The organism is Pseudomonas sp. LAIL14HWK12:I1 (assembly GCF_003202095.1).
GTDB lineage: Bacteria > Pseudomonadota > Gammaproteobacteria > Pseudomonadales > Pseudomonadaceae > Aquipseudomonas > Aquipseudomonas monteilii.
Window position 1 is genome coordinate 20,464 of the sequence record NZ_QJKG01000014.1, and the last position, 26,968, is coordinate 47,431.

Below are 26,968 nucleotides of genomic sequence, written 5' to 3' on the forward strand. Positions count from 1 at the left end.
TCAGCTGCCCCAGGAGTCACGCAGGGTGACAGTGCGGTTGAACACCGGGCGGCCCGGCTGGCTGTCTTTCAGGTCGGCGCAGAAGTAGCCTTCGCGCTCGAACTGGAAGCGGTCCTCGGGCTGGGCCTTGGCCAGCGAAGGCTCGGCACGGCAGCCGCTGAGCACTTGCAGCGAATCCGGGTTGATGTTGTCCAGGAAGCTGCCGCCCTCCTCGGTCTTTTCCGGGTTCGGCGAGCGGAACAGACGGTCGTAGAGGCGCACTTCGCACTCGACGCTGCCTTCGGCCGGCACCCAGTGGATCACGCCCTTGACCTTGCGGCCTTCAGGGTTCTTGCCCAGGGTGTCGGGGTCGTACGAGCAGCGCAGCTCGACGATGTTGCCGTCGGCGTCCTTGATGGCCTCGTCGGCGCGGATCACGTAGCTGCCACGCAGGCGCACTTCGCCGGCCGGCTCCAGGCGCTTGTAGCCCTTCGGCGGCTCTTCCATGAAGTCGTCGCGATCGATGTACAGCTCACGGGAGAACGGCAGTACGCGCATGCCCATGTCTTCTTTCGGGTGGCGCGGCAGTTCAAGCTGCTCGACCTGGCCTTCCGGGTAGTTGGTGATGACCACTTTCAGTGGGCGCAGCACGCACATGGCGCGCGGCGCGGTGCGGTCGAGGTCGTCACGGATGCTGAATTCGAGCATCGACATGTCGACCACGCCGTCGGAACGGTTGGTGCCGATCATTTCGCAGAAGTTGCGGATCGAAGCCGGGGTGTAGCCACGGCGACGGAAGCCGGACAGGGTCGACATGCGCGGGTCGTCCCAGGCGTCGACGTGCTTCTCGTCAACCAGCTGCTTCAGCTTGCGCTTGGACGTGATGGTGTAGTTCAGGTTCAGGCGGCTGAATTCGTACTGACGCGGGTGCGCCGGCACCGGCAGGTTGTCGAGGAACCAGTCGTACAGCGGACGATGCCCTTCGAACTCCAGGGTGCAGATCGAGTGGGTAATGCCCTCGATGGCATCCGACTGGCCGTGGGTAAAGTCGTAGTTGGGGTAGATGCACCACTTGTCACCGGTCTGGTGGTGGTGGGCATGGCGAATGCGGTACAGGATCGGGTCGCGCAGGTTCATGTTTGGCGAGGCCATGTCGATCTTGGCCCGCAACACGCGCTCACCGTCCTTGAACTCGCCAGCCTTCATGCGGGCGAACAGGTCGAGGTTGTCTTCCACGCTGCGCTCGCGGAACGGGCTGTTCTTGCCCGGCTCCTTGAGGTTGCCACGGTACTCCTTGGCTTGCTCGGGGGTAAGGTCGCAAACGTAAGCCTTGCCCTGCTTGATCAGCTCGACTGCCCAGTCGTGCAACTGGTCGAAGTAGTCGGAGGCGTAGCGCACGTCGCCCGCCCAATCGAAGCCCAGCCACTTCACATCACTCTGGATGGCGTCGATGTACTCCTGGTCTTCCTTGGCCGGGTTGGTGTCGTCGAAGCGCAAGTGGCAGACACCGCCGAATTCCTTGGCCAGGCCGAAGTTGACACAAATCGACTTGGCGTGGCCGATGTGCAGGTAGCCGTTAGGCTCCGGCGGGAAACGGGTGACGATGCTGCTGTGCTTGCCCGAGTCCAGGTCGGCCTGGATGATCGGCCGCAGGAAGTTCGCAGGGACAGCGGGGGCGCCTTTGGCAGCGGCGTTGGGCGCGTTGTCGGCAGTGGGCTTGCTCATAGGATCCTTGAATGCACGTGTCCGGCCTGGGTAGGCCGATTGAATCAAAGGGCCTATCATAGCCGAAGCAGTCAAGCTGCTGACAGTCGGGCCCGGACAAACTGGCGTGATTTATCACGGCTTTTTGCCGCAGCCTGGCAAAATGGCCAGTGCGCGCCATGTGTCGCGATCACCTGATCCTGCGTCAGGTAATAACCCGCGCCCTGCGCACCCTAATTTCTGATTGCCTTGAAAAAGCGAGTTTCAGCATGTCCAAAGTCAAACTGAGCACCAACCACGGCGACATCGTCCTGCAACTGGACGCCGAGAAAGCGCCGCAGACCACCGAAAACTTCGTTCAGTACGTCAAGGACGGCCACTACAATGGCACCGTGTTCCACCGCGTGATCAAGGGCTTCATGATCCAGGGTGGCGGCTTCGACACCAACATGAGCCAGAAAAAAACCCGCGCCACCATCCAGAACGAAGCCGACAACGGCCTGAAGAACAAGAAGTACAGCATCGCCATGGCCCGTACCATGGAGCCGCACTCCGCCTCGGCGCAGTTCTTCATCAACTCGTCCGACAACGACTTCCTCAACCACAGCGGCAAGAACGTGCAGGGCTGGGGCTACGCCGTGTTCGGCGAAGTGATCGAAGGCCGTGAAATCGTCGACGCCATCGAAAAGGTCGCCACCGGCTCCAAAGCTGGCCACCAGGACGTTCCGAAAGACGACGTGATTATCGAGAAAGCCGAGATCATTGAGTGATCCTGCTGATCTCCGATCTGCATTTGCAAGAAGAACGCCCGGATATTTCCCGGGCGTTTCTTGATCTGCTCGATGGCCGCGCCCGCCACGCCAAGGCGCTGTACATCCTGGGTGATTTTTTCGAAGCGTGGATTGGCGACGATGCCATGACGCCCTTCCAGCAGTCGATCTGCCAGGCCATGCGCCGGCTGAGCGACAGCGGCACGGCCATCTACCTGATGCACGGCAATCGTGACTTCCTGATTGGCCAGGCCTTTTGCGACGCTGCTGGCTGCACGCTGTTGAGTGACCCCAGCGTGATCGAACTGGGCGGCGAACAGGTGCTGCTGATGCATGGCGACACCCTGTGCACCCGCGACCTGGGCTACATGAAGATGCGCCGGTTACTGCGCAATCCGTTGAGTTTGTGGATCTTGCGTCACCTGCCGCTGTCGGCCCGCTACAAGCTGGCGCGCAAGCTGCGCAGCGAAAGCCGCACGCAAACGCGGATGAAGTCTACCGAGATTGTCGACGTCACGCCGGAGGAAGTGCCCAAGGTGATGGCGGAACATGGCGTGCGCACGCTGGTGCATGGCCATACCCACCGGCCGGCGATACACAAGCTGGTGGTCGATGGGGAGCCGGCACGGCGTATCGTGCTGGGGGACTGGGACCGCCGGGGCTGGGCCTTGCAGGTGGACGAGCAAGGGTTTCAGCTGGCGCCTTTCGAGTTTTCCTGAGATTGCAGGGTTGCCCGGGCCGGCCCTTTCGCGGGTAAACCCGCTCCTACAACGGACGCGTAAATCCTGTAGGAGCGGGTTTACCCGCGAAGAGGCGGCATGCCTTACTGCAGAACCACGTCCCCATTGTCCCTTTCACTGATCACCACTTCCCGATATTCCGGATCAGCCGTGATCTGCGCCTCGGTAAACGGAATCACCGCCAGCTGCTTGACCGCAAACGCCTTGGTCTGGTCGCTGGCATGCGCTGAAGCCGCTTCGCTCGACTGCGAAAATGCCAATATTCCACGGGCCTCTGGCCCTTTGTCGGTAAAGCTGACCAGTTGCAGGTAGCTGGTACCACTCACCACCAGCCGCTTGCCCTGCCCGTGCGGCACACTGTACATCGCGTTGTACACGCCCAGCGCCTGCGGGCCACCCGGCACCGGCGTGCCATCGAGCGCCTGCTGTAATTGCCCCCAGCGCGCCTCACCCGCCACGCCGCTTTCATTCACCTCCTTGAGCGAAGCCAGCGCAGCCTCGTGCACCAGCCTGCTCACGGCCGCTTGCTCTACTGCCAAGCCTCGCGGGGTGTGCTGCGGATCGGCCGGGTTGAAGGCCACCCGCCAGCTTTCCGGGTGTTCGGCCAAGGCATTGAACAGGTTCTGGAAGTGCACCAGGCCAATGCCGCTGTCCAGGTCAGCCTTCCCATTCCAGGCCGCCAGGCTGCTGCAGACGGCTTGCACATCCACGGCTGCGCCCTTGCACCACTGCAGCAGGTCTGGCAGCACCAGGCTGGCCAGGTAAACCTCGTCGTCGGTCACCATGCGCTGCAGGTCATTCACGCCCAGCTTTGCCGTGCCCTGCAGGCGTTGCAGGGCAAAGCGCCCGCGCATGCCCAACGGCTGGTCATTGCGGCTGACCAACGGTGAATAACCGGTCAACGGCTGGGCCGGGTTGGCCATCCAGGCCGGGTCGTTGGAGTTCTGCACGAAGTCCTCGCGCTCAAGGCTCGGCAGCAGTCGCGCCGGGAAAATACCCGGTTGCGCGGCCTGCGCATCGACCTTCCACTGGCATGCGCTGCGCGAACCATCCAGCACCACCAGGCGTCCCTGCCCTTTCGGGTTACTGCAGGCGTCCAGCAGTGGCTGATCCACGTATGGCACCACCGACTGGTTCAGGTACAACGCACGGCCGCCTTGGTCCACCGCCAGGGTATTGACCCATGGGATGCCCTGCAGTTGCTCGACCGAGCCTTTCAACGCGGCCAGGCTGTCGGCACGGTTGATCTGGTACCACTGCTGCAGCACCCGGGTGTTGTCCAGATTGGCATCACGCAAGCTGTAGGCCGCCTGTGCATCCCAATCCAGGCGCCCAGGCCACTGCACCACCGGGCCGAATTGCGAGCTGTAGACCTGCCGCTCTACCTGGCTCAGGCTGCCATCCTCGGCCTTGACCGCAACGCTGATGGTTTGTCTCGCCAGTGGCAGCGATTTGCCATCCAGCAGGTACCGGGTCGGGTCCTTGGGATCGAGCTGCAAACGGTACAAGGTGAAGTGATTCGACGTATCGACGGTGTGCGTCCAGGCCAGGTGCCGGTTGAACCCGATGTTGACTACCGGCAGGCCAGGCAATGCGGCCCCCATGACATCAAGCTGGCCGGGGATGGTCAGTTGCATCTGGTAAAAGCGCATGCCGCCCATCCAAGGGAAGTGCGGGTTGGCCAACAGCAAGCCACGGCCATTGGCCGAACGCTGCGCGCCTACAGCCACCGCGTTGCTGCCGCGCTCCGTGGCAAAGCGCTCTTGCCTCGCCAGTGCGGCGCCGAAGCCAGCCGGTGCCTGCTGGCTGGTCTGTGCTGGAGGTTGCGCCCCCGCCAGCGCCTCGACGAACTGCCCGACACCGCCTTCGGCCAGCAGCCGGCGGGTCAACTTGACCAGGTCCTCGCTACTGATGGGCCTCACCCACTCGCCATTGCCGCACTCGGCAGGCAAGCCTTGCCTGCGGCGCTCAGCCAACGCCCGGTTGTAGCCGGTGGCATAGCCCTCCAGCAGTGCTTTCACCGGCGCGGGCTGCGCCTGCAAGTACGCGCGGACCGCCGCCGAGCTGTTGAGCCAGGTGAAGAACAGGTCACTGGCCAGGTTGTCACGCTCTTCCAGGGTCTTGCCTTCGGCACCGAAATGGCGTGACCGCTCGCCGCTTACGGTCAGTACCTCGTTGGCCAGCAGGCACAAGTTGTCCTGCGCGTAGGCGTAGCCGACACCATAGCCCAGACCACGCTCATCCTTGGCCACGATATGCGGCACCCCGTAACTGGTACGTCGGATCTGCGCACTGGTATCAAGGTCGGGCTGCGCCTGAACGGTAACGCTGAAGGCCACCAGCGCGGCGGCCAGGCCAGCGCAAGTCATGGGGCGGGAAAGTGGAAACACGGGCACTCCTCGGGTTCGGGGGTCATCCCGATCAGACGAATGGCCAGATGAAAATTTTACGTATTACAAGGCGATGGAACGTCTTGATGAGAAAGCGGCATTTTTTTCACGAGTGGGTTGCAGTTTTTGCGTTCTCATTCGTCCTAGTAAGTGAGGCAACCACATTTCGGGTTCGTCCACGAAAAGGAGCATTCACATGTACAACCCGCAACCCTCGATCCAGGCTGGGCGCGTCCCAGGCAAAGCGCCCAAGGGACAGGGCATTTTTGCTGAGGAACGCACCGGCAACGAACAGATCCGCGAACTGCTGCGCACCTTTGGCCTGCGTACCAGCCTGATTCGCCTCAAGGTGATCGACGCCTTGCACGCCGCCGACCGCAATGGCCGCAGCATTGGCGTGCGCGGTGTGCACGCCCAACTGGAACAGTTGGATATCCCGCTGTCGTTCCTCAGCGTGCGCGAAGTACTCAAGCGCCTGTGCGCCGAAGGCGTCATTCAGCTGGGCAGCGACAAGTGCTATAGCCTGAACCCTCAGGCCCGCGCCGTGCTGGAGCAAACACCGCTGCGCTGAGCGTATGGCCGGCCAGACCTGGCCGGCCCGCACAGGTCAGGGCTTTACCTTGCGCCGCAGGATGCCATTGATCACCACGACCACCACCGCAATGGCAATGGCCAGCATCTGGAAGGTCTGCTCACTGATCGTGCCCTGCTTCTGCAGGTGGGACAGGCCCAGCATCAGGCCCAGTACAACCAGGATGATCAAAAGGGAATATTTCAGGCGCTGCACGTGTGTCATCGAAGGTTCCTTGCAACATCAGGGGCAAAAGGCTCGCAACGAGCCGCGGCAATGATACAACGGCCACCGCCCCCGGCGCTGCATTTCCTGCTGGGTGGGGCGGGGTCAGCCTGAAAGCATGAGGCTCCCAAGCACCCAGGCCGGAGTCACCATGTACAAACCACTGCTGTTCACTTCGCTGTTTCTGACCCCCTTTTCCCTTCATGCGCTGGACACCCGGCAAACACCCGCCGAGCACCTGCTCGAACTGGGGCGCGAGCTGGCTGCCCATGCCGGCAGCAGCCAATGGCAACAACTGTGGCAACGCGTGCGCCAGGCCGGGTACCTGCAGGCCAATGCGGCGCCGGTCCATTTCAGCGTGCCTGCGGCCCGGCTACCCGACCTGGCCCGGCAAACCCTGGCCCAGGCCGATCAGGTCCAGGCTCAGCGCCAGACCCAGGCCCTGTACCGCCGCCACTTTGCGGGCCAGGTCATCGGCCAGCGCAACGGCCAGCCCCTGCATGCGCTGTGCCTGCTGGTTGACTGGCGCACATTGCCCCAGGGCATGCGCGCCACCCCTCAAGCCTACCTGGGTAGCGCCAGCTTGCTGAGCAGCTATCCGTGCGAGTGAAGGTTACCGGCCCCATCCCACAACCGTTGCCATGATCAGATGAGAAATCACCAGTCCCCGCCAAATGTCGATGCCATTTCCTACAGCACCGGATATCGCTGCCTGCAAAACCTGTTCACCGAAGCTACAACTCCCAACCCATATGCCGCCTAGCGACGCGCCTTGGCAGTCGCACAGAATTTGCTCACACCTTCGACATACCGCCGCGGGTGATCGGGTCGCACATCCCACCCATCCCGAAGGAGCGCCATATGCAAACGCCAGACTTGAGCCAGATCGATATCAGCCAACTGCCCCACTCGCTACAGGCCCTGATCGACTGCATCGGCATCGAAAACGCCTACCAGCTGACCTGCGCCTTTGGCGGCAGGCCCAAGTACATCCCCAAGCACCGCGAGCGTACCAAGCTTGCCGACGTGCTGCCGGCCGATGCGCTCGATGCGCTGATCAAGCGCTTTGCCGGGGTCGCCCTGGAGATCCCCAAGGCTGACCACTTCCTGCGCCAGCTGCGCAACCAGCAAATCCAGAAGGAGAGCGCCAACGGCTTGTCCCGCAGCCTGTTGGCCAACAAGTACGGCCTGAGCCTGCGCCAGATCGGCAACATTCGGCGCCAGGAGCCTTGCGCTCGCTGATGCCACTGCACCGTGGCCGCCATTGGCGGCTTCCTTACCCCACTAGAAAGAGCATCCCGATATGTCGATAGACAACAGCCTTATTGGCTCGGTCATCAACGCCCTGCCGATGGACCGCATGATCGCCGGCCCTCTGCAGGCCATGGTCCAGGCGCAGGTAACCGCCAGCAAATCGTACGCCGACTTCCTGATGCAGGTGTGCGTCCAGGATGGCAAGGCGGTCGCCATCCAGTTCGACTACGACGAAACCATCGTCGATGAACAGGGCGAATACAAAGGCGTGGTCAGCAAGACCATGAAAGTGCCGCTGCTGGCTGCCATTACGCACCCGAACATTTCGATTGAAGAGGGCAACGTAGAGTTCGAACTGGTGATCAACCAGATGTCGGAGGATACATCCAGCAAGGACATGAACGCAGAAGCGACCGGCTCACTGGGCTGGGGGCCGTTCAAGCTGAACGTGAAAGGCAGCGTCAGCCACAAGTCCACGCAAACCCGCAAGACGGATACACGCGCCCGCTATGCCTTCAACACCACCCTGAAGCGCCAGGAGCCGCCCGAAGCGATGATGAGGGTGATCGAGTTCCTGACTGACGCGGCGACAAAGCCAACCGTTGTCAGAACCGCCGCACTGGAAAGCCCGGACGAGATTTCCCAGGCAGATACCCTGAAAGGGCCAAAACCGGAAGGCCCACCGGTGCCGTGAGACGTTTGAGTGCCCCATCCACCCCTCCTGCCCGCATCGGGAGGGGCACCACCTGGCTTGAGGAGTCGAATCGTTGCAAAAGCCCCCCGCCCCCATGACCTCCATCGACCTGCGCGAAATCACCCGTGGCCTGCAAGAAGCCGCCAGCGCCACCAACAGCTTGATTGCACAGCAATACATCAACCTGTTCGACCAGTTTTTCGAGTGCGACACCGAGGCGTTGGGCGCTCCCATGAAGGCCAAGATGGTCGAAGTGGCAATGGACGGCCAGCACATCATGCGCGTTCCCCTGTTTGCGTTGGTGTCGCCCAAAGGCCTGGCCCTGGAGCGTATGCAGGTCGACTTGTCGGTGCGGGTCAAAGGTACTGAAGCGCAGCAGGCCCTGCTGACGGCAGGCGAGAACAAGGCCGCCAGCTTCAAGGTCACCATCGGCGGCCAGGGCCGTCAGGGTGACAGCCGTGACCCTGACGAAGTGCAGATACGCATGCAGTTCCAGGCCAGCGAACCACCCGAAGCCCTGAACCGGCTGATCGAGGAATACACCAGCCTGATTGTCCCGGTACGTGCTCCCGCTGCCCCACCCTCGTCCGACACCAATGAGTTCATCGAGGCAGCCACCGTCCGCTGACGACCGCCCCGTCCCCCTTCAGAAGTCGCGTTTGTAGAAGATGTCCAAAGAGCTGGCCAACCCGCTGGCGGCTTCCAGGTACACCTTTTTGCTCAGTTTGTAGCGCAACGCAATGGTGTTTGCAGGCTCGAACACGCCCACGCCGTAACGCAGGCTCAACTTCTCGGTCAGATTGCCGCTGGCAACCACGCTGGTTGTGTTGCCAGAACCCTCGGTATCCAGCTGGAAATCGTCAATCCCAAGGCTCGAAGCCAGGCTGCCGGTAATGCCGGCGCTACCGGCCAGGCCCAAGCCCAAGGCCGCTTCGGCGAGCATGTTGTTGTCTTCGCCGGACGTGCCCAACGGTCGGCCCAACACCAGGTATGAAAGCGCTTGCTCCTGGCTCATGGCCGGTTCCGAGAACACTTTGGTGGTCGGCTGCTCGGCACTGCCGCTCAGGCGGATACCGGCAATGACATCGTCAACCTTGCGGATGGCTTCGATATCCAGATACGGCTGGTCAATCGGGCCGGCGAACAACAGCCGCGCCCGGCGGATGGTCAAGCGCTGGCCGTAGGCACGGTAGCGTCCATCTGCCAGGCTCAGCTCACCACGGGTATCGAGGTTATCGCCGATGTGTACATGGCCAAGCAGGTTGGCGGTGAGGCCAAAGCCGCTGAACGACAGCTTGTCGCGGCCCACTTCGACGTCAATGTCCATGGCCATCGCCAAGGGCGGTTTGCCCTCTTCTGTCTGGTGGCCGACGATGACTGTGTCATCCGACACTTTGACGGTAGACGGGGGTAACTCGCGAACAGTGATCTTGCCCTTGGGCACCTGTACCTTGCCGGTAACCGCCAGCTTGTCGTCGATCAGGCGCAGGGTCAGGTCCGGGGCAACTTCCAGCGTGGCATAAGGCTCGACCGTGACCGGCAGTTGCTGGCCTTGCAAGCGCACGTCCATGCCCAGTGCCTGGCCCCAGGTGAGGTTGCCGCTCAACTGGCCACGCCCTGCCTCGCCACTGCGCCAGTTGCCGTCAAGCTGCACGCGCTCGCCGGCAATCAGCGCCTGCAATGACAGGTCCTGAAGGCTGGCCGGAAGTTCGGCGCCGCTGACTTCGCCACCACTGAGCATCAGGTTGCCGTTGACCTGCGGCGCCAGCAACGTACCGGAAAGCCGGCCACTGCCATTGAGCTGCCCGGCCAGCCGCTCGACCATCGGCACGAACGGCCGGGCTACCGACAGGTCCAGCCCGGCCAGGCGGAAATCACCCGACAACGGCTTGTTCTTGCCCAGCGGGTCGAGCCGGGCCGTGACGTTCAACTCACCCAGGCGCTCGCCGCGAAACGCCAGGCGCGTATCGATACGCCGTGGTGCCAGTGTGCTGTCCAGGCGCAGGGCCTGATAAGGGAAGTCGATCCAGCGATCTTTATCCTTCACACGCAGAGTGCCGCCACTGGCATCGACCACGACCGTACCCTTGGGGCCACTGGCCGGGATGTCCAGGTTGACATCAGCATTGAGCAGGCCTTGCCAGGCGAAGTCCTTCGGCAGCCATTGGGCCAGGCTGTCCAGCGGGAACTGCTTGAGGTGGTAGCGCAGACGCGGCTCGGGGGCCAGGCGCTGGTCATCACCACACAGGCTGGCCTGGCCGGAGCGCCAGCAATGGGCACCGAAATCCAGCTGCCCACTGGCCAGGCGCTGAAGCCGTGCCGGCGCCTGCAACTGCCAGTCCTGGCCACCGGCCTGAATACGCCCACTGGCCAGGCGCCCTCGCCAGTCACCCTTGCTCAACTGGCCATCCAGCCCAAGGTCGAGCTTGAGTTGCGGGCCGTCCAGCGCCAGGGTCAAGGCTTGCTGGCGAATGTCACCTTTGCCGTTGGCCTGCAGCGTGCCCAAGGCGGTGTCGCCCAGCTGGATGCCTGTGGCCTTGAGTTCGATTACACCGCGCTGGGCGTTGTCCAGCCGGGCCTCCAGGCCCAGCTGCTGCAGGCGGTTTTCGGCCTGGGCCAACCGTTGGCCCTGCAGAGTCAGCGTACCTTGCGGGGCCTGCAAGGTGCCGGCGACATCAAGCCGGCCCTTGACCTGGCCTTGCAGCCTTGGCCACAACTGGCCCAGGCGCGGCAAATCGAGGTCGATTCGCCCGGCCAGGCGCTGCTGCAGGCTGCCACTGCCGTTGATACGGTTGTCACCCAGCTGGATAGCCAGTACACCGAGCGTCCAGCTCTGCCCTGCCCCCTGCGCCTCGGCCTTGAGCACTGCCGGCTGGCCACGCAGACGGCCTTTCAGGTCAAGTTGCGCGTCAAGGGTGAGCGCCTCGCCTTTCAGCTCGCCTTTGCTGCGTAGGGGCCCTGCCAGCGTGCCCGGCAGTTCGGCCAGCCAGTAGGCAGGGTCGAGCGCCGAAAGCTGCAAGTCGACATCCCAGGCCAGTGTGTCGGCAAAACGCACGGCGACACGCCCGGCAGCCTTGCCCTGCCCGGCGGTCAGCGCCAGCTGCGGCAACTTCACCTGGCTCAGGTCGCCTTCGAACGGGCTGGCCACGCTGAATGCACCCGCAGGGCCGTCAAGGTCGCCCTTGAAGCTACCCTTATAGTTGCCATCGCGATAATGCACTTGGGTATTGAAGGCCTTGAGCGTAACCTGGGGCGGCGTCTCCAATGGATACAGGCGCAACCACGGGAAGTCCTGCCAGTCCAGTTGCGCATCGGCGCTCAAACCTTGCTGCCAGTCGGCCGTGGCTTGCAGCTTGAGCCGTTGGGTGTCGCTGGCGGTCAGATCCAGGGCATCGACCCTGGCACCTTTACTGTCGACCAGGCCGGACAAGGCCAAGGCGATCGGCGACTGTTCAGCCGGCAGGCTGGCCGTACCCGACAGCAGATACCCCTTGAGCAAGTCGCCTTTTGCATCGAGCTTGAGCTGGTTCAACTGCAAAGTGTCAGGCAACGCGCCCGCTGGTTTGAATGCCTCGGAACGGATCTGCAAGGTCGCTGGCAGGTGCTCGGCCAACGCCTGCAACTGCCCGTTCAACGTGGCGTCGAGGTAACCGCTGCTGGTGCCTGCCAGCTTCAGGGTCTTCTGCAAATCACCCGTGGCGGTCAGCGCCAGCTGCCAGGGTTTGCCCTCTACGGCCGGTAATTGCAGTTGAGCCTGCAGTTGCAGCGGCCAGTCACCCTCGGGCTGCAGGTCACCCTGCACGGTCAGTTTCAGGTCATCGCGCTGCAGGTGCAGGCTGTCGATGCGCATGCCGGTGCTGGTCCAGTGCGCCGCCAGTTGCAAGTCGCCCAGCAGGTCACTGCCGTCCAGCCGCAGTTGGCCGACCTTGACCTCACCCAGTTCGATGGCCAACGGCAAGCGCAGCGCAGGCAGCTGCAGCGGGCCGCTGTTGGCCGGCTCGGCACTGGGTGCAAAGGTCATGTCGATACGCTGCGCCTGCAACTGGTCAATGCACAAGGTGGAACGCATCAGGCACGCAGGCGACCAGGCCAGCAGCGGTGCCTGTACCTCTACTGTGCTGCCACCATCGGCCCAGCGCAGCCTGCTGGCCTGCCAACTGCCCGCCAGGCGCCCCTGAAAATCGGTCACTTCAAGCCCGGGCACCTTGCCCAGCACCCAGCGGCTGCCAGCCTCGGTGCCCACCAGCAGACCCAGTGCCAGGCCCAGGCTCGCGACAACCCCGAACAGGCCCAGCAGAATGTATTTGGTCACACGTTTCAAAGCTCAGGCCCCATGGAAAAGTGCAGGCGAATGCCCCCTTCGTCATCCAGCGCCTTGGCCAGGTCCAGGCGCAGCGGCCCGACCGGCGACACCCAGCGCACACCAAAGCCCACCCCGGTCTTGAGGCTGGGCAACTCCAGGTTGTTGAACGAGTTGCCTTGGTCAACGAACGTTGCAAGCCGCCACTTCTCGGTCAGCGAATACTGGTACTCGACACTGCCGGCCACCAGGTAGCGCCCGCCAATACGGTCACCGTCGCTGTTCTTGGGCGACAGGGTCTGGTAGTCGTAGCCACGCACGCTCTGGTCACCACCGGCGAAGAAGCGCAACGATGGCGGGATGTTGTTCTTGAAGCCATTGGTCGCACTGCCGCCGAACTGTACGCGACCGAGCAAGCGGTGGTTGTGGCCGAGCGTGGTCAGGCCCTTGAGCAGCACGTTGCCGTGCAACAGGTTGGTATCGGAAACCAGCCCTTCCTTGGCCGCCTGTACATCGAACTGCAGGCGGTAGCCGTTATGCGGGTCGATACGGTTGTCACTGCGCAGGAAGGAATAGCTGACGCCCGGCATCAGCAAGTTGCTCAGCCCGGAGTCGTCACCCAGCCGATACTCCTCGCGCTGGTACTTGAGCGATATCACCCGCTGCCAGCCACTGGGCAGCTTGCTGTGCCACTCGGGGCCGACCGTCAACAGTTTGCTGAGGGTGTCGGTACCGGCAATTTCCTCGTTCTGGTAGCCACCCGCGAAGCGCAGCTTGTCGGTCAGGGGCGGGTCGAGGGGAATGTCGTACCACAGGCCGACGTTCTGCCGCGGCGCCGACAGCTCGGTTTCCCAGCCGTAGCTGTGGCCCTGTGGGTTAACCCAGTGGCGAGTCCAGTTGGCCTTGCCGCGTGGCCCGACGTCGGTCGAGAAGCCCAAACCCAGGCCCATGGTGCGGGGTTTGCGGGTTTCCAGGCGCACATCCACAGGGACTTCTTCGCCCACCGCGGCGGTGGGTGCTGCATCCACGCGCACACCTTCAAAATAGCCGCTCGACTGCAAGTCATTGTTCAGTTCGGCGATCAGCTCAGAATCGTAGGGAGTCCCCGGTTTGAACGACACCATGCGGTGCAGCAGGTCGTCGTCCAGTGGCGTGTCGCCACCGAAGGTGACGGCCCCCAGGCGATAACGCGGGCCACTTTGGTAGACCAGTTCGATATCGGCCACGCCGGCCTGCGGGTCGACCGCCAGGCGCTGGCGGGTAAAGCGGCCGCTGAAGAAGCCGTAGCGTGATGCCTGGTTCTGGATCAGGCGCTTGGCATCCTCGTAGTGGCCATGGTTGAGTTGTTCCCCGGCACGCAACGCCTTGCTGTCGGGAGCGCGGAAGGCCTTCATTTCGCTGGCCGGGCCGTCGATGCGCACGGTCACGTTACGCAGGCGAATCGGCTCGCCGGGGCTAATGCGGATGATCAGTTGTGGGGAATGGTCAGCGTCACTGGCGGGCTTGACCTCGGTATCGATCTGCGCCTGATAGTAGCCAAGTGCCTGCGCCGCTTTGCGCGCCTGCTCCTCTGCCCCGCGACTGAAGCGTAAAAGCGCTTCTTCATCGCGGTCACCCAAAGTGCCTATATAGCCTTCGACATTGGCCTTGAGCGCCTTGTTGGCCGGTTTTACCTTCACCAGCAACTCGCTCTGGCCCCATGCTGCGAAACTGGCGGCCCAGAAAACCAGGCCCCAGGTCAATCTTCCTGAATACGTCATGCGGCGAATGCTACCAGAGCCAGGCGCTCAAGTGAGCCGCCTGGCAGCCTGTTCAGGCAAAAGCGGAATTTGAAGAGACCGGATTCGGATGGAAGAACACCCTTTCCCGGATGGGGCCTACAGCCACCTCGCCAATTTCCTCATAACCCTGACGCTGGTAAAACGCCAGGTAATGCTCGTTGCCGGTGTCCAGCACCACACCCTGGGTGCCAGGGTCGTCCGCGCACCAGTCGTGCACAGCTTGTAATAATTGCTCACCGTAGTGCTTGCCCTGGAACTGCGGGTGTACGCCCAACAACGGCAGTACATGCACCTGGTCAGTGGGCAGGCAGGTAGCCAGCGCGGCCTGATAGTCCATGTAGCGCCGGGTGCAGCGCGGGCCCGTACCCAGGATCATGCGCAGGCGCCAGGCCCAGCTGTCGGCCACGCCCAGCCGGCGCAGCGGCGGCACGATCAGTGCCAGGGCGATCAGGCGGTCCTCCACCAGCAGGCCGATGGCAGGCAGTTGCAGGTAGAAATGCTGGCGCACCCATTCGCGCACCATCACCCGAAGACGCCGCTCATACCCTGGGCGCTGGGCCTCGAAAATATAGGCAAAGGTGGGTTCATGGCGGTAGGCGTTGTACAGCAGCGAACGCGCCTCGCGGCTGTAACCATCATCGAGCAGGCAGACACGGGCCGGGGCGGCGTTGGTATCGGGCATTGCGGGCAGACCTCCTGGAATGGGCATACTGTGCCTTGGAGGTGCCCCTGCGCGCTTCGTTCACCCCCACCAGCACGTTAGCAGCAGGTTCGCCTGGCCGCCACGCTGGTGATGACGGGCGATGTCGGCTAGCATCGCGCCTTTTACCGGGATTATCTTTCCATGAAGATCGTCTGTTTCAACATCAACGGCCTGCGGGCCCGCCCGCACCAGCTGGCGGCGCTGATCGAAAAGCACCAGCCGGACGTGATCGGCCTGCAGGAAACCAAGGTCAGCGACGATCAGTTCCCGCTGGCCGACGTGCAGGCACTGGGTTACCACGTGCACTACCATGGCCAGAAAGGCCACTACGGCGTGGCCCTGCTGTCGCGCCAGGCACCGCTTAGCGTGCACAAAGGCTTTTCAACCGATGAAGAAGACGCCCAGCGCCGCTTTATCTGGGGCACCTTCACCGATGCCGATGGCAACCCGATCACCATCATGAATGGCTATTTCCCCCAGGGCGAAAGCCGCGACCACCCCACCAAGTTCCCGGCCAAGCAGCGCTTCTACAGCGACCTGCAGGCACTGCTGGAGGGCCAGTTCCGCAACGACCAGCCGCTGCTGGTGATGGGCGACATGAACATTTCGCCGCAGGACTGCGATATCGGCATCGGCCCGGACAACGCCAAGCGCTGGCTGAAGACCGGCAAGTGCAGCTTCCTGCCGGAAGAGCGTGAGTGGATGGAGCGGTTGAAAGGCTGGGGGCTGGTCGACAGCTTCCGTCACCTTTACCCGGATGTCACCGACCGCTTCAGCTGGTTCGACTACCGCAGCCGTGGTTTCGAGGACGATCCCAAGCGTGGGCTGCGCATCGACCTGATCATGGCCTCGCAGCAGCTGGTGCCACGAATCAAGGCAGCGGGCGTGGACTATGAACTGCGCGGGATGGAAAAGCCGTCGGACCATGCGCCGATCTGGCTGGAGCTGGGCTGATCGTCGGGACTATTGTGAGCTTGCCTTGAGGTTCGCGGTGCTTGCGATATCGAGCGCCGCGCGGGCGGCGCTCGATCTCACAAACACTACAAGACCCAGTTCTCACCACTCACAACCCCAGCCGCAACACCTCCCCCACCCCCGCCCCGCGCACATCGTCCGCCGCGCTGACCAGGGCAAAGTTGTAAGCCCCATGCGACCAATACCTCGCCTCCAGCTGCCCATCGACCCGCTGCCCGTCCGGCATGCGCCGATAAAGCTCGCCCGGTGAACGCAGGAACAGGCTGATGCGCTGGCCTTTGCCATCTTCAAACACCAGCAGTGCCGCCGGCCCTTGCTCGTTGCTGAGCAAGCGAGCGCCTACCGGTTTGAAGCCATAGCCCGCCAGATCCGGCAATTGACCCACGCGGCTGAAGTGCCGACCCAGCCAGTCGCGCAACTGCCCCGGGTCGCTGGCCTGGATATCCAGCGCCTGGCTGCCGGCAAACAAGCGGTGTGCCTGGACGGCATCGGCCATGGGCAGGTCGACCCGCGCCAGGGTGGCATCGCGCACTTGCCAGCCGCCCAGCCCTCCCACACCCAATGCCAGCATCACCACCGCCGCCGTCGCCCAACGCCGATGACGACGCTGGCGCAATTGCCGCCGCAACTGCCCAACGTCCAGTTGCGCGGCCCCGGGCATTTCGCCAAACCCGGCCAACGCGGTACGCAACCGACGGGCATCGGCACGCCAGCCCTCCACCCGCTCCGCAGCCTGTGGGTTGGCCGCCAGCCAGGCGTGCACCTCGGCCCGGCGCACAGGCCCAAGGCGCTCATCGACGTAAGCGTGCAATTCGTCTTCGCTGGGGATCAGGCGCGTCATTTCAGTCTCCGCAAGGCCGGGGGCTGCGGGTTGCCCTCGGTCAGTTCGCGCAAGGCATTGCGCGCGCGCGACAGGCGCGACATCACAGTGCCGATGGGGATGCCCAAGGCCTGGGCGGCCTCCTTGTAACTCAAACCTTCGATGCTGACCAGCAACAACAGGGCGCGCTGCTCTGCCGACAGCCGGGCAAACGCCTGCAGGTCGGCCTGGGCCAGGACGATGGCTTCGAGGTTGTCGCCAACCGGCTCGTCGTCACGCTCGGCGCGGCCGAACCAGGACAACCAGCGCGCATGCAGGCGCTCGCGGCGCTTACCGTCGAGAAACTGCCGATAAAGAATGGTGAACAGCCAGGCGCGCAGCGCATCAGCATCGCGTTGCTGGTCACGCCGGCTCAAGGCCCGCTCGACCGTGGCCTGCACCAGGTCGTCGGCGCTGCCCGGCTCGCGGGTCAGCCACACGGCAAAGCGGCGCAGGCGGGCCAGCAGCTCGCGCCACTGGTGGTCGTCCAGATCGTGCATGGCAAAGTCCCGGCCTTTGAAGTTGTCAGTGTAAAAGGCAGACGCCTGGCAGCAAATTCTATTCCCGCCGATGGAATAAGTTTTTCCCTGAGCCGTCGTACCGGCACATTCCCCCAACCGGACGATGACCATGAACTCACCCTTGCACGGCCCGGCCAAAGCGTTGCGCCTGGCTGCCATCGGCGCCGTGATGCTGGCCACAGGCGCCGGCTTTGCCTATGCCGCCGGCTGGCTCGGCGAAAGCCGGCTGACGCCGCAGCGCATCATCGACACCTTCGAAGCCCAGGCCGGGCATTACCCAGGCTACCGCAAGAACCACGCAAAAGGCCTGTGCGTCAGCGGCTACTTCCAGGCCAGCGGGCAAGCCGCCAAGCTGTCCACGGCGCGAGCATTCAGTCAGTCCCGGGTGCCGGTGATCGGCCGTTTCGCCATCGGCGGCGCCAATCCGTTTGCCCCGGATACCGGCATTCCGGTACGTAGCCTGGCGATTCAGCTGAGCACCGACGACGGCCAGGTCTGGCGCACCGGCATGAATAACCCGCCAGTGCTGGCGGTCAGCACCCCACAAGCGTTCTACGAGCAAGTGCTGGCAAGCGCACCAGACCCGACCACCCACAAGCCGGACCCCGCCAGGCTACAGGCGTTCTTCGCTGCCCACCCGGAAAGCGCGGCGTTTCGCCGATGGGCGGCCAGCTACAAGCCCAGCGACAGCTTCGCCAGCACGCAATACCACAGCATCAATGCCTTCCGCCTGATCGACTCGGCCGGGGTGGCCCACCCGGTGCGCTGGCAGCTCGAGCCACAAGCCGCGTTTGCCGCGTTGCCTGCCCAAGTAGATGACAAGCAGTTCCTGCAACACGACCTGCAGCAGCGCTTGGCCCAAGCCCCACTGCGCTGGACGCTGCGCCTGGTGCTGGCCGACCCGGGCGATGCAGTGGACGATCCTGCCCGCCCCTGGCCCACCGAGCGGCGCAGCGTAGACGCCGGCACCCTGGTGCTGGAGCACGTCGATGCCCCGGAACAAGGGGCCTGCCGTGATCTCAACTTCGACCCGCTGATTTTGCCGCACGGCATCGAGGCGTCAGGCGACCCGATTCTCGCCGCCCGCTCCGCCGCCTATTCGGAATCGTTCAATCGCCGCAGCCGTGAATCGCTCAGCACCGGAGCCCAGCCATGAGACCCAAAGCCTTCCACCCGTTCGCCCGTTTGCTGCACTGGTTGATGGCCGTGCTGATCCTGGCCATGTTGTTCATCGGCGTAAGCATGGTCGCCGACCTGTCACCGCACCACCCCGTACTGATCAGCCTGCACAAGGCCACCGGCCTGGCCCTGCTGGTACTGGTCGTGCTGCGCATCGCTGTACGCCTGGCCGTGCCTCACCCGCCGCTGCCGCAGGCGCTGCCGACACTGCAGCGCCGGGCCGCCGGGGCCTCGCACCTGTTGCTCTATGCCCTGATGCTGGCCATGCCGTTGCTGGGCTGGGCCATGCTGTCGGCCGGCGACTACCCTCGCCCGTTGGGCTTGCCCGCCATCGCCCCGCACAACCTGCAGTTGTATGCCGTGCTGCGCCAGGCCCATGGCTGGGCTGGCTACCTGCTGTTCGCCACGGTGCTGGTGCATGTGGCGGCGGCTTTGATGCACGCATGGGTGCGCCGCGACGGCGTGTTGCGTAGCATGTGGCCTGGCCCCCTGCGTCGCAGCGACTGACCGGCAGCAGCCCAGGGGTTCGACAAACGATAACCGTTCTTAATAAGATCGGCTTCACTTGCCGCACTACCCTGGACTACCCATGAACGTCGCAAAGGATTCTGCAACCTTTCTACCTGCCAGCACGCTGGACTTGCGTCCACTGCTGCTGGCCAACATGGCCTGTACCATGTCGATGATGGCCTTCGTCGCCCTGATCGGCCCGATCGCCCGCCAACTCGGCATGGCCACCTGGCAGGCCGGCGCCGCCGTAACGGTGGCCGGCGTGGTCTGGGTGCTGCTGGCCCGGCCCTGGGGCCGGGCTTCAGACCGCCTGGGCCGCCGGCGCATTCTGTTGCTGGGCACTGCCGGGTTCACCCTGGCGTACTGGCTGTTGTGCCTGTTCGTCGAAGGCGCACTGCGCTTCATGCCGGGGGCAACCCTGGCCTTCTTCGGCCTGATGGTCGCGCGCGGCTGTATCGGCGCTTTCTATGCCGCCATCCCGGTAGGCTGCAACGCACTGATCGCCGACCATGTCGAGCCGCAGCGGCGCGCGCGCGCCATGGCCTCGCTAGGGGCGGCCAACGCCGTCGGCCTGGTGGTGGGGCCAGCGCTGGCTGCGCTACTGGCGCGGCATAGCCTTAGCCTGCCATTCCATATCATGTCACTGCTGCCGGCCAGCGCCTTCCTTGTGCTGCTGTTCGCCCTCAAGCCGCAGGCCCTGCCCCACAACCACGCCCCCAGCCCGGTGCGGTTAGGCGACCCGCGCCTGCGCCGGCCCTTGCTGGTGGCGTTCAGCGCCATGCTCAGTGTCACCGTGTCGCAGATCGTCGTCGGTTTCTTCGCCCTCGACCGCCTGCACCTGGCCCCGGCAGAAGCGGCCCAGGCCGCCGGCATCGCGCTGACTACCGTAGGCGTGGCGCTGATGCTGTCGCAGATACTGCTGCGCAAGCTGGAATGGCCGCCGCTGAAGATGATCCGGGTAGGCGCCACGGTTTCGGCCATAGGCTTTGCCTGCGGCTCGCTCGCGGCTACCGCACCTTGGCTATGGGCGTGCTACTTCGTCGCGGCAGCCGGCATGGGCTTTGTCTTCCCGTCGTTCTCAGCGCTGGCGGCCAATGCCATGCAGGCGTCTGAACAAGGTGCTACAGCCGGCTCCATTGGCGCGGCACAAGGCATGGGCGCCGTGATCGGGCCGCTGGCCGGTACCTTGGTGTATGCGCTCGATCCGCGCTTGCCATTCCTGGCCGTGGCCGTGCTGTTGTTGCTGGTCGGGTTGTGGCCGATGCCGCGTGAACAGCGGCTTTGACAAGCACAGCGCGCAAGCGAGCAGAGTGTGTTTTAATGCGCATCGCTCATTATTATTGACACCTCTGATTACAAGGCGGCTATGGACACGGGGACGCGACTCAAACTGGTGCGTGAACGCAACAACCTCTCCCAACGGGAACTGGCCCGTCGCAGCGGGCTGACCAATTCGACGATCTCGCAGATCGAGCAGAATCGCGTCAGCCCTTCGGTCAGCTCCCTGAAAAAACTGCTTGAAGGCATTCCCATGAGCCTGGCGGAGTTTTTCAGCTTTGACGAGCCGGTGCGTGAAGAGCGCTACGTGTTCCGGGGTGGCGAACAGCCCGACCTGGGCCGCAACGGCCTGCGCATGTTGCTGGTCGGTGCAAGTGTCGAAGGCCGACAGATGCGCATGCTGCGCGAACTGTATGCCCCCGGCGCCGACTCGGGCGAGCCGATCGTGCATGCCGAGGGCGAAGAATGTGGCCTGGTCACTCGCGGCACCGTGGAGCTGTGGGTCGATGGCCAGGTCAGCGTCCTCAACTCGGGCGATGGCTACTACATTCCCACTACCCTGCCGCACAGTTTCAAGAACATTGGCCCGGACGAGGCCGAGATCATCAGCGCAAACACCCCGGCGAATTTCTGACCTTGCCGCAACGGGCCTCGCTGAACACGCGCGACATTTATCAATGCCTGCGCAACGCAGCCTTGGGCGTGCACACACTTGAAGTGTGTGCACGCCACGCTGATAGCCTGGTCGATGTGAGCATTCAAGGTTGGCGATTGATGTTGGCCCTGGATGCCGAAGGCCTTGCACACTGCGTCCACTGCCATACCCCGGGCGGCCAGCAATCCGGGCTAGAAGATTGGCAGCGCTACGGCACCAACCTGGTCGACCTGCTCAGCCTCCGGGAGCTGACTTGCCTGCAATAGGGCCGGCGATCTCACGCAAAACCTTGCTCTCGCAGCCAGTGCCGCACCATCACTCGCTGTTCATCCAGAAGACCTGGCAACACTACCTCAAGTGCTTGCCCGCCATGTAGCCTCTGCACGATAGGCGCCAACTCCACTCCCTGCAAATGCCAAACCCCCAACGGCTGATCCGCCGTCACTACCACCTCAGCCTCATCCACCCACCCGTCACGCAATACAGGCCGCCGCTCGACCCGCACTGCGCTCCAATCTGCAGGCGCATGCAACGGCTGCGCATCCGGCCAACCTTGCCGCCGAGCCCAGAACGGCTGCCCTGCACGCCCCTGCTCCTGCCCATAGAAATCCCGCCCGATCCGGGCAAAGCGCAAGAACAGCTGCTCGACCCGCTGCTGATGAAACTGCCGCGCCAATGCAGCCCGCTCGGGTTTGCGCAACAAGGTGTTGATCACGACCGGCGCCTGTAACGCCGAAGACAGTGACTGGAAAATCCCGTTCCCCGACAGCGGGTCAACGGCCATCGCCGCATCGCCGACCCGAATCCAGTCCTGCCCGACACATTCGCCGGCCAGAATTGCAGTGCTGCTGCGTGCATGCACCTGTGCCGGAACCCGCGCCCGGGCATCGAACAACTCGGCAACCAGCGCGCTGCAGGCTCGCCGCGCCACGCAGTAATCCCCCAAGGCAGCCTTGCCCGGCAGCCCGGCCGCGTCAAGGGTGACTTGCCAGTAACAGCGGCCATCCTCCAACCGCGCCATCCACGCCCAGCCATCCTCCAGGCTTTCCACCGCCGACGCAGGCGCCCCCGGGCTACCCTGCCACACATTGAGCAGGCTGACCGTTTCCGGTCCACGCAGCCGGTCCGGTGCCAGTGGTGCCTGACGGCCTCGGGCTTCGACGAGGAAGTCAGCCATCAGCACCTGCCCATCATCCAGGCGTACGTGATGACTGCCCTCGTGCACAACCTCGCGCACCCGCCCTTCGACCACACTCACGCCGGCACGCTGAAGGTCGTCGCGTAGCGCCCGGTCAAAACGCTGTCGATCCAGCAAGAACTCCTGGTTCATTTGCAGGTGCTGGCCATTCCAGTGCACCTGCCGGGTAGCCGGCATGGCCGCCTGGCTCAAGGCCCCGCCAAGGCCTGCATGGCGCAAGCCCTCCAGCACCCGCTGCGAAACCCCTTCAACTGCCGCGAAACGGCGCCACTCCGACACCACCGTCACTGAGTAGCCCAGCCGGCGCAGGCCGATGGCCGTGGCAGCACCCGCTGGGCCAGCACCCAGCACCACAATCCGCGGTTCAGGCATGGCCAACACCTCGTCGCTCGGGGCCGGTATACGCCGCATTGCTGCGCAGCCTGTCATAAACCTGCTGGCGATCCATGCCCGGTTCGTCACGCAACAACGCTGCAATCCTCCCGCTCAAGGCCGCGCAGCCCAGGCTCGCGCCCGCCCTGCCGCCCATGCCCACGTAACCGCCAAAGTCCGCCTGCCGGGTACCCAGCCACGACCACTCGCCCGGAGCGCAGCGGGCATCGCCGGTCACCCGAATCACCCCGCTGTAGCTGGCCGGATACACCGCCCCGCCTTGCGCCGGGCTGGATGCGCACAACAGCACACCCGCTGCCAACGCTTCGGCGCAAGCCTGGTGCAGCACAGGGCGGTCCTGCTGCAGGCCAAGGCTAAGGTTGACCAAGGTAGCCCCCGCCTCCACCAGCCACAGCAGCGCGGCCGCCACCTGCAAGGCACTGGTACTGGCCTGGGCACTGAACACCTGGGCCACCAACAGCGGCACCGGCCCAGCCTCACGCTGCACACCGGCAAGCACCGCGCTGCCATGCCCCAACTGGTCGGGCAGCACCTCTCCTTCACGCAACTGGCCGTCTTCCAGCCAGAAACGGCGCGCAGCCAGCAAACCGTTGGCCTGCTCCGGGGAGCAGCCGCTGTCGATGATGCCAACACGCACGTCAGTGCCCATGTTTGATTGCCTCCTGCGCCAGCACCTGCAACTGGCCATCATGCAGTTGCAAGTGCAGGTCGGCATCGGCCAGTGTCGAAGCTCGGTGGCTGATCAGGATGCGCGTGCGGCCAGCGAAAAGCTGGTCGATGGCCGCGATCACTTCGCGCTCGGTGGCTTCGTCCACTGCTGACGTTGCTTCGTCCAGTACCAATATCGCCGGGGCCTGCAACACTGCGCGGGCGATGGCGATGCGTTGTTTCTGCCCGCCGGACAACTGCTGGCCACGTTCGCCCATCAGGCCGTCCAAGCCCAGTGGCAGGCTTTCGACCAGGCTGTCCAGCCGCGCCAGGCGCACGACCCGTTCCAGCTCTGCACGGCTGGCTTCAGGTACGCCGTAGGCCAGGTTCTGCGCCAAGGTGCCACGGAACAGCACGATGTCCTGGCTGACCACCGCAATGCGCCGGCGCAGCGCGGCCAGGTCCAGGTCACGCAGGTCAGTCCCATCCAGCAGGATACGCCCGGCGTCCGGGTCGTAGAAGCGCTGCAACAGGTCGATCAGGGTCGACTTCCCCACCCCCGAGGCACCGCTGATGGCCACCTTCAGCCCGCCCGGCACACACACCTGCACGTTCTTCAATACCGCACCTTGGCGCCCTTCATGAGCAAAATTCAGGCCTTCAAGGCGCAGCTCACCGGGGCCATCGGGCATCGGTTTCGGGTTGCTCGCCGGGCGCACGGCCACAACCTCCTGCTTCAGTTCCATCACCCGCCCCAGGCTCACGGCCATGCGCTGGACCGCTACGTACAGGCCCAGCAGGCTCTGCACCGGCCCTACTGCCATGCCCATGTAGGTGGAAAAAGCGATCAGCGCGCCCAACTGCCAAGTACCCTGGATCACCCACCAGCCGCCGACCAGGAACGCACAAGCGCGGCACCAGGAGGTGAGCGTGCCGGGGATGGCCTGGGTGAAGAACTCGGTCACCTGCACGTTCAGCAACTGGCGCATGTAGCCTTGCCCAAGCTGGTCCAGGCGCCCTGCCTCGCGGCCTTGCTGCCCGGACGCCTGAATGAACTTCATCGCCGGCAAGGTCTCGACCAGGAACGACGACACATCCGCCGAACGCTCACGCAGGTTGCGCACTTCGCGCTCCACCTTGCGCCGCATCCAGCGCAGCCACAGCACTTCGATCGGTACCAACAGCGCCAACAGCAACGACAGTTGCCACGACAGCATCAGCATCAGCGCCACCGCGCCCACCAGGCCGATTACCGCCGACACCGCCGAGAACAGTGAGTCCACGGCAAAGCGCTGGATCTCCGCCACGTCGCCGTCCAGCCGCGAAAGAATGTCGCCCATGCGCCGCCGCCCGTAGAACGTTGGCGACAATTGTTGCAGGTGGCGGTAAAGGTCATCGCGCAGGGCGAACAGAATGCGCCCCGACAGGCGCGTGTGCAGGTAGCGGTTGACCCCGGCCAGCACCGTGCCCAGCAGGCCTGCGCCGATCATGATCGCCGCCATGTGCCAGAGGGTCTGGTAATTCTTGGCCAGCAGCCCCTCGTCGATCAGCGTCTTGACCAGCCAGGGCTGCGCCAACGCCAGCAGCGAGGCGCCCAGCGACAGGCCCAGCAACAGGCCGATGGCGCGCCGGTGCGGGCGCACGAAACCATACAGCCAGGCCAATGCCTGGCGCATGAGTACAGGGTCGCTGGACTCCACCAGCCTTGCGAACAGGGGGCCCATGGTTCAGCCGCGCAACTGTTTGAGCTTGCGGTACAGCGTCGCCCGGCTGATCCCCAGCGCCTCGGCCGCAGCCGAAACGTTGCCTTGGTGGCGCGCCAGCGCGCTGCGGATCTGCTCCAGCTCGTTGTCCTTGAGGCTACCAGAGGGCGCGGTGCTGCTGGCCAGTTCGTCCAGCAGGCAATCGGTAAGGTGATCCAGGGTCAGTACCTGCTCGCCGTTCTCGCGCATGGCCAACGCCGTGCGCACCACCATCTCCAGCTGGCGGATGTTGCCCGGCCAGTCGAAGCCTTCCAGCAAGGCAGCCAATGCCGGGTCCAGCGTAACGCCACGGGCATCGGACTTGTCCAGCAACCCCTGAATGATCGCGGCCAGGTCATCCCGCTCGCGCAGGGCCGGTAAGCGCAGCGACACGCCGTTAACCCGGTAGTACAGGTCTTCGCGGAAGTGTTGCTCTTGTACCAGGCGCTTGAGATCACGGTGAGTGGCGCAGATCAGCGCTACATCGATGTCCTGTTCGTCGCCCGCCCCCAACGGCGCCACCCGGCGCTCCTGCAATACCCGTAACAGGCGCGCTTGCAAGGCCAGCGGCATGTCGCCGATTTCGTCCAGGAACAGCGTGCCGCCATGGGCCTGCATCAACCGCCCGACCATGCCGCCCCGGCGGGAACCGGTGAAGGCGCCCTCGCGGTAGCCGAACAGTTCTGACTCGATCAAGCCTTCGGGGATGGCTGCGCAGTTGACGGCCACAAACGGTTTGTCGGCGCGCGGGCTGGCCTGGTGCAAGGCCCGGGCGACCACTTCCTTGCCGGTACCGGTCTCGCCCAGCAGCAGCACTGGCAGGCCATTGCCCAGCCCCTGTCGGGCCATGCGCAGGTTGCGCGCCAGGCGCGGGTCGCCACCCGCCAATGCGTCGAGTGCGGGCGACTGCTTGCCCAGCGTCGGTTTGCTTGCCGGCGCGCTGCCATTGACCCGGCCATGCCGTGGCAGCTGCAAGGCGCGGAAGTAGAACTCGCCCTTGGCCGTCTGCACACTGCTCACCCCGCCCTGCCACAGGCGTGCAATAAACGCAGGTGAACGCTCGCCCAGCAGGTCTGTGCTGCGCCGCCCGATCAGTTCATGGCGTGGCACCTGCAACAGCTGGCAGGCACTGTCGTTGGCTGCCAGTACTTCACCGTCCAGGCTCAGTGCCAGCAGGCCGTGCCAGGCGCTGTTGAGGTATTGCGGGCGACTGTGGAAGGCCAGCACCAGTTGCTCGGGGTGGCACAGACCGAACATGCGGCTTTCGATGTTGCCGGCGGCCAGCATCAGCGTTGTCAGGCTGTCCTGTGGCTGCGCCATTACCCCTTCGCGGGTGATGTCGAGCACACCGATCACCTCGCCACGCGGGTCGCGCAGGGGCACCGATGTGCAGGAGAACGGGCTCAGGCGGTCAAGGTAGTGCTCGCCGCAGTTGATCAGCGTTGGCCGGCCTTCAACCACGGCCGTTCCGATGGCATTGGTGCCACGCAGCGATTCGCTCCAGCAGCTGCCCGGGTGCAGATCACGCAGGCCCTCGCGGCCGAGCACGTGGGTCTGGCCTTCGATGGCCAGCACATTGGCCTTGGCATCGCCAAGGATGACGATGCCAGACTTGCCCTGGCGTGCGACCAGGTAGTCCAGTTCGGGGGTAACGGCGTCGACCAGCAACCGGTTGCGCTCCAGCAGCATGCGCAGGTCATGGCCCCGCTCCAGGCCCAGGCCGACTTGCTCGCCTTGCAGGCAATCCAGGCCATGGCCCAGGCTGCGGCGCCAGGACGCGTCAATCTCGTCGCGCAGCATGCCCAGCGGCAGCTCGCCCTCGCTGGCCAGCTTCAGGCGTGCCTGTCGGGATTCGTGCAGCGGGTCTTGGGCGTTTGTTATGAGTTGTCGCGCCATTTT

25 protein-coding genes are annotated in these 26,968 nt (G+C 64.2%); 13 read left to right on the forward strand and 12 right to left on the reverse strand.

Annotated elements, in window-relative coordinates:
* Positions 1 to 1,704, reverse strand: coding sequence for a glutamine--tRNA ligase/YqeY domain fusion protein (locus D906_RS25505; RefSeq protein ID WP_016714106.1), 1,704 nt, complete (start codon positions 1,702 to 1,704; stop codon positions 1 to 3).
* A gap of 248 nt (positions 1,705 to 1,952) precedes the next feature.
* On the opposite strand from D906_RS25505, the gene D906_RS25510 reads away from it, so the two are divergent.
* On the forward strand, positions 1,953 to 2,453 hold the full coding sequence (locus D906_RS25510) for a peptidylprolyl isomerase (RefSeq protein ID WP_016714107.1): 501 nt from the start codon (positions 1,953 to 1,955) through the stop codon (positions 2,451 to 2,453).
* Complete coding sequence (locus tag D906_RS25515; RefSeq protein WP_016714108.1) at positions 2,450 to 3,172, forward strand: UDP-2,3-diacylglucosamine diphosphatase; 723 nt, start codon at positions 2,450 to 2,452, stop codon at positions 3,170 to 3,172. Before D906_RS25510 ends, D906_RS25515 begins: the two co-directional genes overlap by 4 nt.
* A gap of 104 nt (positions 3,173 to 3,276) precedes the next feature.
* Here D906_RS25515 and D906_RS25525 read toward each other — a convergent pair whose 3' ends face one another.
* Positions 3,277 to 5,583 carry an acylase gene (locus D906_RS25525; RefSeq protein WP_027615819.1) on the reverse strand — a complete coding sequence of 769 codons (2,307 nt, stop codon included), beginning with the start codon at positions 5,581 to 5,583 and terminating at the stop codon, positions 3,277 to 3,279.
* Between the two features lie 196 nt (positions 5,584 to 5,779).
* On the opposite strand from D906_RS25525, the gene D906_RS25530 reads away from it, so the two are divergent.
* Positions 5,780 to 6,154, forward strand: a complete 375-nt coding sequence (locus D906_RS25530; protein WP_016714110.1) for a fe2+ zn2+ uptake regulation protein — start codon at positions 5,780 to 5,782, stop codon at positions 6,152 to 6,154.
* 36 nt (positions 6,155 to 6,190) lie between these two features.
* Here D906_RS25530 and D906_RS25535 read toward each other — a convergent pair whose 3' ends face one another.
* Positions 6,191 to 6,379, reverse strand: a complete 189-nt coding sequence (locus D906_RS25535; protein ID WP_003248064.1) for a hypothetical protein — start codon at positions 6,377 to 6,379, stop codon at positions 6,191 to 6,193.
* 151 nt (positions 6,380 to 6,530) lie between these two features.
* On the opposite strand from D906_RS25535, the gene D906_RS25540 reads away from it, so the two are divergent.
* From D906_RS25540 to D906_RS25555, 4 genes are all read left to right on the forward strand, one after another.
* A complete protein-coding gene (locus D906_RS25540) occupies positions 6,531 to 6,989 on the forward strand; it encodes a hypothetical protein (RefSeq protein WP_027615820.1) in 459 nt (152 codons plus the stop codon).
* 251 nt (positions 6,990 to 7,240) lie between these two features.
* Entirely contained in the window at positions 7,241 to 7,621 is a 381-nt protein-coding gene (locus tag D906_RS25545) for a Mor transcription activator family protein (RefSeq protein ID WP_019097046.1), read from the forward strand.
* A 61-nt stretch (positions 7,622 to 7,682) separates the two neighbouring features.
* Positions 7,683 to 8,327 carry a DUF2589 domain-containing protein gene (locus tag D906_RS25550; protein WP_019097047.1) on the forward strand — a complete coding sequence of 215 codons (645 nt, stop codon included), beginning with the start codon at positions 7,683 to 7,685 and terminating at the stop codon, positions 8,325 to 8,327.
* Positions 8,328 to 8,400: 73 nt separating this feature from the next.
* A complete protein-coding gene (locus tag D906_RS25555) occupies positions 8,401 to 8,955 on the forward strand; it encodes a DUF2589 domain-containing protein (RefSeq protein WP_025754854.1) in 555 nt (184 codons plus the stop codon).
* A gap of 18 nt (positions 8,956 to 8,973) precedes the next feature.
* Here the strand turns inward: D906_RS25555 and D906_RS25560 are convergent, their stop codons facing one another.
* Genes D906_RS25560 through D906_RS25570 form a run of 3 tightly spaced genes read right to left on the reverse strand, consistent with a single transcriptional unit; the run spans position 8,974 to position 15,090 of the window.
* Complete coding sequence (locus tag D906_RS25560; protein ID WP_027615821.1) at positions 8,974 to 12,648, reverse strand: translocation/assembly module TamB domain-containing protein; 3,675 nt, start codon at positions 12,646 to 12,648, stop codon at positions 8,974 to 8,976.
* The gene (locus D906_RS25565) at positions 12,645 to 14,387 is read right to left on the reverse strand and encodes an autotransporter assembly complex family protein (protein WP_027615822.1); all 1,743 of its coding nucleotides are present in this window, start codon (positions 14,385 to 14,387) and stop codon (positions 12,645 to 12,647) included. The genes D906_RS25560 and D906_RS25565 overlap by 4 nt, the downstream gene beginning before the upstream one ends.
* A 52-nt stretch (positions 14,388 to 14,439) precedes the next feature.
* Entirely contained in the window at positions 14,440 to 15,090 is a 651-nt protein-coding gene (locus D906_RS25570; RefSeq protein WP_019097051.1) for an N-acetyltransferase, read from the reverse strand.
* 162 nt (positions 15,091 to 15,252) lie between these two features.
* Here D906_RS25570 and xthA point away from each other — a divergent pair, with 162 nt between their 5' ends.
* Positions 15,253 to 16,065 carry an exodeoxyribonuclease III gene (gene xthA, locus D906_RS25575; protein WP_019097052.1) on the forward strand — a complete coding sequence of 271 codons (813 nt, stop codon included), beginning with the start codon at positions 15,253 to 15,255 and terminating at the stop codon, positions 16,063 to 16,065.
* 109 nt (positions 16,066 to 16,174) lie between these two features.
* On the opposite strand, the gene D906_RS25580 is transcribed toward xthA, so the two are convergent.
* Positions 16,175 to 16,927, reverse strand: a complete 753-nt coding sequence (locus D906_RS25580) for an anti-sigma factor (RefSeq protein WP_025754857.1) — start codon at positions 16,925 to 16,927, stop codon at positions 16,175 to 16,177.
* The gene (locus tag D906_RS25585; RefSeq protein WP_025754858.1) at positions 16,924 to 17,445 is read right to left on the reverse strand and encodes a sigma-70 family RNA polymerase sigma factor; all 522 of its coding nucleotides are present in this window, start codon (positions 17,443 to 17,445) and stop codon (positions 16,924 to 16,926) included. The genes D906_RS25580 and D906_RS25585 overlap by 4 nt, the downstream gene beginning before the upstream one ends.
* A gap of 124 nt (positions 17,446 to 17,569) precedes the next feature.
* Between D906_RS25585 and D906_RS25590 the strand changes: the two genes are divergently transcribed.
* The 5 genes from D906_RS25590 to D906_RS25610 all read left to right on the forward strand — a co-directional run bounded on the left by D906_RS25590 (position 17,570) and on the right by D906_RS25610 (position 21,354).
* Entirely contained in the window at positions 17,570 to 18,622 is a 1,053-nt protein-coding gene (locus D906_RS25590; protein WP_019097054.1) for a catalase family peroxidase, read from the forward strand.
* The gene (locus D906_RS25595; protein ID WP_019097055.1) at positions 18,619 to 19,152 is read left to right on the forward strand and encodes a cytochrome b; all 534 of its coding nucleotides are present in this window, start codon (positions 18,619 to 18,621) and stop codon (positions 19,150 to 19,152) included. Before D906_RS25590 ends, D906_RS25595 begins: the two co-directional genes overlap by 4 nt.
* Before the next feature lie 82 nt (positions 19,153 to 19,234).
* A complete protein-coding gene (locus D906_RS25600; protein ID WP_025754860.1) occupies positions 19,235 to 20,440 on the forward strand; it encodes an MFS transporter in 1,206 nt (401 codons plus the stop codon).
* Positions 20,441 to 20,521: 81 nt separating this feature from the next.
* On the forward strand, positions 20,522 to 21,067 hold the full coding sequence (locus tag D906_RS25605) for a cupin domain-containing protein (RefSeq protein WP_003248033.1): 546 nt from the start codon (positions 20,522 to 20,524) through the stop codon (positions 21,065 to 21,067).
* Positions 21,068 to 21,069: 2 nt separating this feature from the next.
* Positions 21,070 to 21,354 carry a hypothetical protein gene (locus D906_RS25610; protein WP_088537556.1) on the forward strand — a complete coding sequence of 95 codons (285 nt, stop codon included), beginning with the start codon at positions 21,070 to 21,072 and terminating at the stop codon, positions 21,352 to 21,354.
* 11 nt (positions 21,355 to 21,365) lie between these two features.
* On the opposite strand, the gene D906_RS25615 is transcribed toward D906_RS25610, so the two are convergent.
* From D906_RS25615 to D906_RS25630, 4 genes are read right to left on the reverse strand one after another with little or no spacing between them, the layout of a single operon-like run.
* Positions 21,366 to 22,658, reverse strand: a complete 1,293-nt coding sequence (locus D906_RS25615; protein WP_027615823.1) for an NAD(P)/FAD-dependent oxidoreductase — start codon at positions 22,656 to 22,658, stop codon at positions 21,366 to 21,368.
* A complete protein-coding gene (locus D906_RS25620; RefSeq protein ID WP_019097059.1) occupies positions 22,651 to 23,328 on the reverse strand; it encodes a peptidase S8 in 678 nt (225 codons plus the stop codon). The genes D906_RS25615 and D906_RS25620 overlap by 8 nt, the downstream gene beginning before the upstream one ends.
* Positions 23,318 to 25,051 carry an ABC transporter ATP-binding protein gene (locus tag D906_RS25625; protein WP_027615824.1) on the reverse strand — a complete coding sequence of 578 codons (1,734 nt, stop codon included), beginning with the start codon at positions 25,049 to 25,051 and terminating at the stop codon, positions 23,318 to 23,320. The genes D906_RS25620 and D906_RS25625 overlap by 11 nt, the downstream gene beginning before the upstream one ends.
* Positions 25,052 to 25,054: 3 nt before the next feature.
* Complete coding sequence (locus tag D906_RS25630) at positions 25,055 to 26,965, reverse strand: sigma-54-dependent Fis family transcriptional regulator (RefSeq protein ID WP_027615825.1); 1,911 nt, start codon at positions 26,963 to 26,965, stop codon at positions 25,055 to 25,057.
* Positions 26,966 to 26,968 lie beyond the last annotated feature (3 nt).

Excerpts from the sequence above, each read along its gene's own strand:
- D906_RS25625 (WP_027615824.1), bottom strand. The coding sequence starts at position 25,051 with ATGGGCCCCCTGTTCGCAAGGCTGGTGGAGTCCAGCGACCCTGTACTC.
- D906_RS25540 (WP_027615820.1), top strand. The coding sequence starts at position 6,531 with ATGTACAAACCACTGCTGTTCACTTCGCTGTTTCTGACCCCCTTTTCC.
- D906_RS25550 (WP_019097047.1), top strand. The coding sequence starts at position 7,683 with ATGTCGATAGACAACAGCCTTATTGGCTCGGTCATCAACGCCCTGCCG.
- D906_RS25615 (WP_027615823.1), bottom strand. The coding sequence starts at position 22,658 with ATGCCTGAACCGCGGATTGTGGTGCTGGGTGCTGGCCCAGCGGGTGCT.
- D906_RS25570 (WP_019097051.1), bottom strand. The coding sequence starts at position 15,090 with ATGCCCGATACCAACGCCGCCCCGGCCCGTGTCTGCCTGCTCGATGAT.
- D906_RS25505 (WP_016714106.1), bottom strand. The coding sequence starts at position 1,704 with ATGAGCAAGCCCACTGCCGACAACGCGCCCAACGCCGCTGCCAAAGGC.
- D906_RS25535 (WP_003248064.1), bottom strand. The coding sequence starts at position 6,379 with ATGACACACGTGCAGCGCCTGAAATATTCCCTTTTGATCATCCTGGTT.
- D906_RS25595 (WP_019097055.1), top strand. The coding sequence starts at position 18,619 with ATGAGACCCAAAGCCTTCCACCCGTTCGCCCGTTTGCTGCACTGGTTG.
- D906_RS25585 (WP_025754858.1), bottom strand. The coding sequence starts at position 17,445 with ATGCACGATCTGGACGACCACCAGTGGCGCGAGCTGCTGGCCCGCCTG.
- D906_RS25605 (WP_003248033.1), top strand. The coding sequence starts at position 20,522 with ATGGACACGGGGACGCGACTCAAACTGGTGCGTGAACGCAACAACCTC.
- D906_RS25630 (WP_027615825.1), bottom strand. The coding sequence starts at position 26,965 with ATGGCGCGACAACTCATAACAAACGCCCAAGACCCGCTGCACGAATCC.
- D906_RS25565 (WP_027615822.1), bottom strand. The coding sequence starts at position 14,387 with ATGACGTATTCAGGAAGATTGACCTGGGGCCTGGTTTTCTGGGCCGCC.
- D906_RS25510 (WP_016714107.1), top strand. The coding sequence starts at position 1,953 with ATGTCCAAAGTCAAACTGAGCACCAACCACGGCGACATCGTCCTGCAA.
- D906_RS25600 (WP_025754860.1), top strand. The coding sequence starts at position 19,235 with ATGAACGTCGCAAAGGATTCTGCAACCTTTCTACCTGCCAGCACGCTG.
- D906_RS25620 (WP_019097059.1), bottom strand. The coding sequence starts at position 23,328 with ATGGGCACTGACGTGCGTGTTGGCATCATCGACAGCGGCTGCTCCCCG.
- D906_RS25590 (WP_019097054.1), top strand. The coding sequence starts at position 17,570 with ATGACCATGAACTCACCCTTGCACGGCCCGGCCAAAGCGTTGCGCCTG.
- xthA (WP_019097052.1), top strand. The coding sequence starts at position 15,253 with ATGAAGATCGTCTGTTTCAACATCAACGGCCTGCGGGCCCGCCCGCAC.
- D906_RS25580 (WP_025754857.1), bottom strand. The coding sequence starts at position 16,927 with ATGACGCGCCTGATCCCCAGCGAAGACGAATTGCACGCTTACGTCGAT.
- D906_RS25545 (WP_019097046.1), top strand. The coding sequence starts at position 7,241 with ATGCAAACGCCAGACTTGAGCCAGATCGATATCAGCCAACTGCCCCAC.
- D906_RS25530 (WP_016714110.1), top strand. The coding sequence starts at position 5,780 with ATGTACAACCCGCAACCCTCGATCCAGGCTGGGCGCGTCCCAGGCAAA.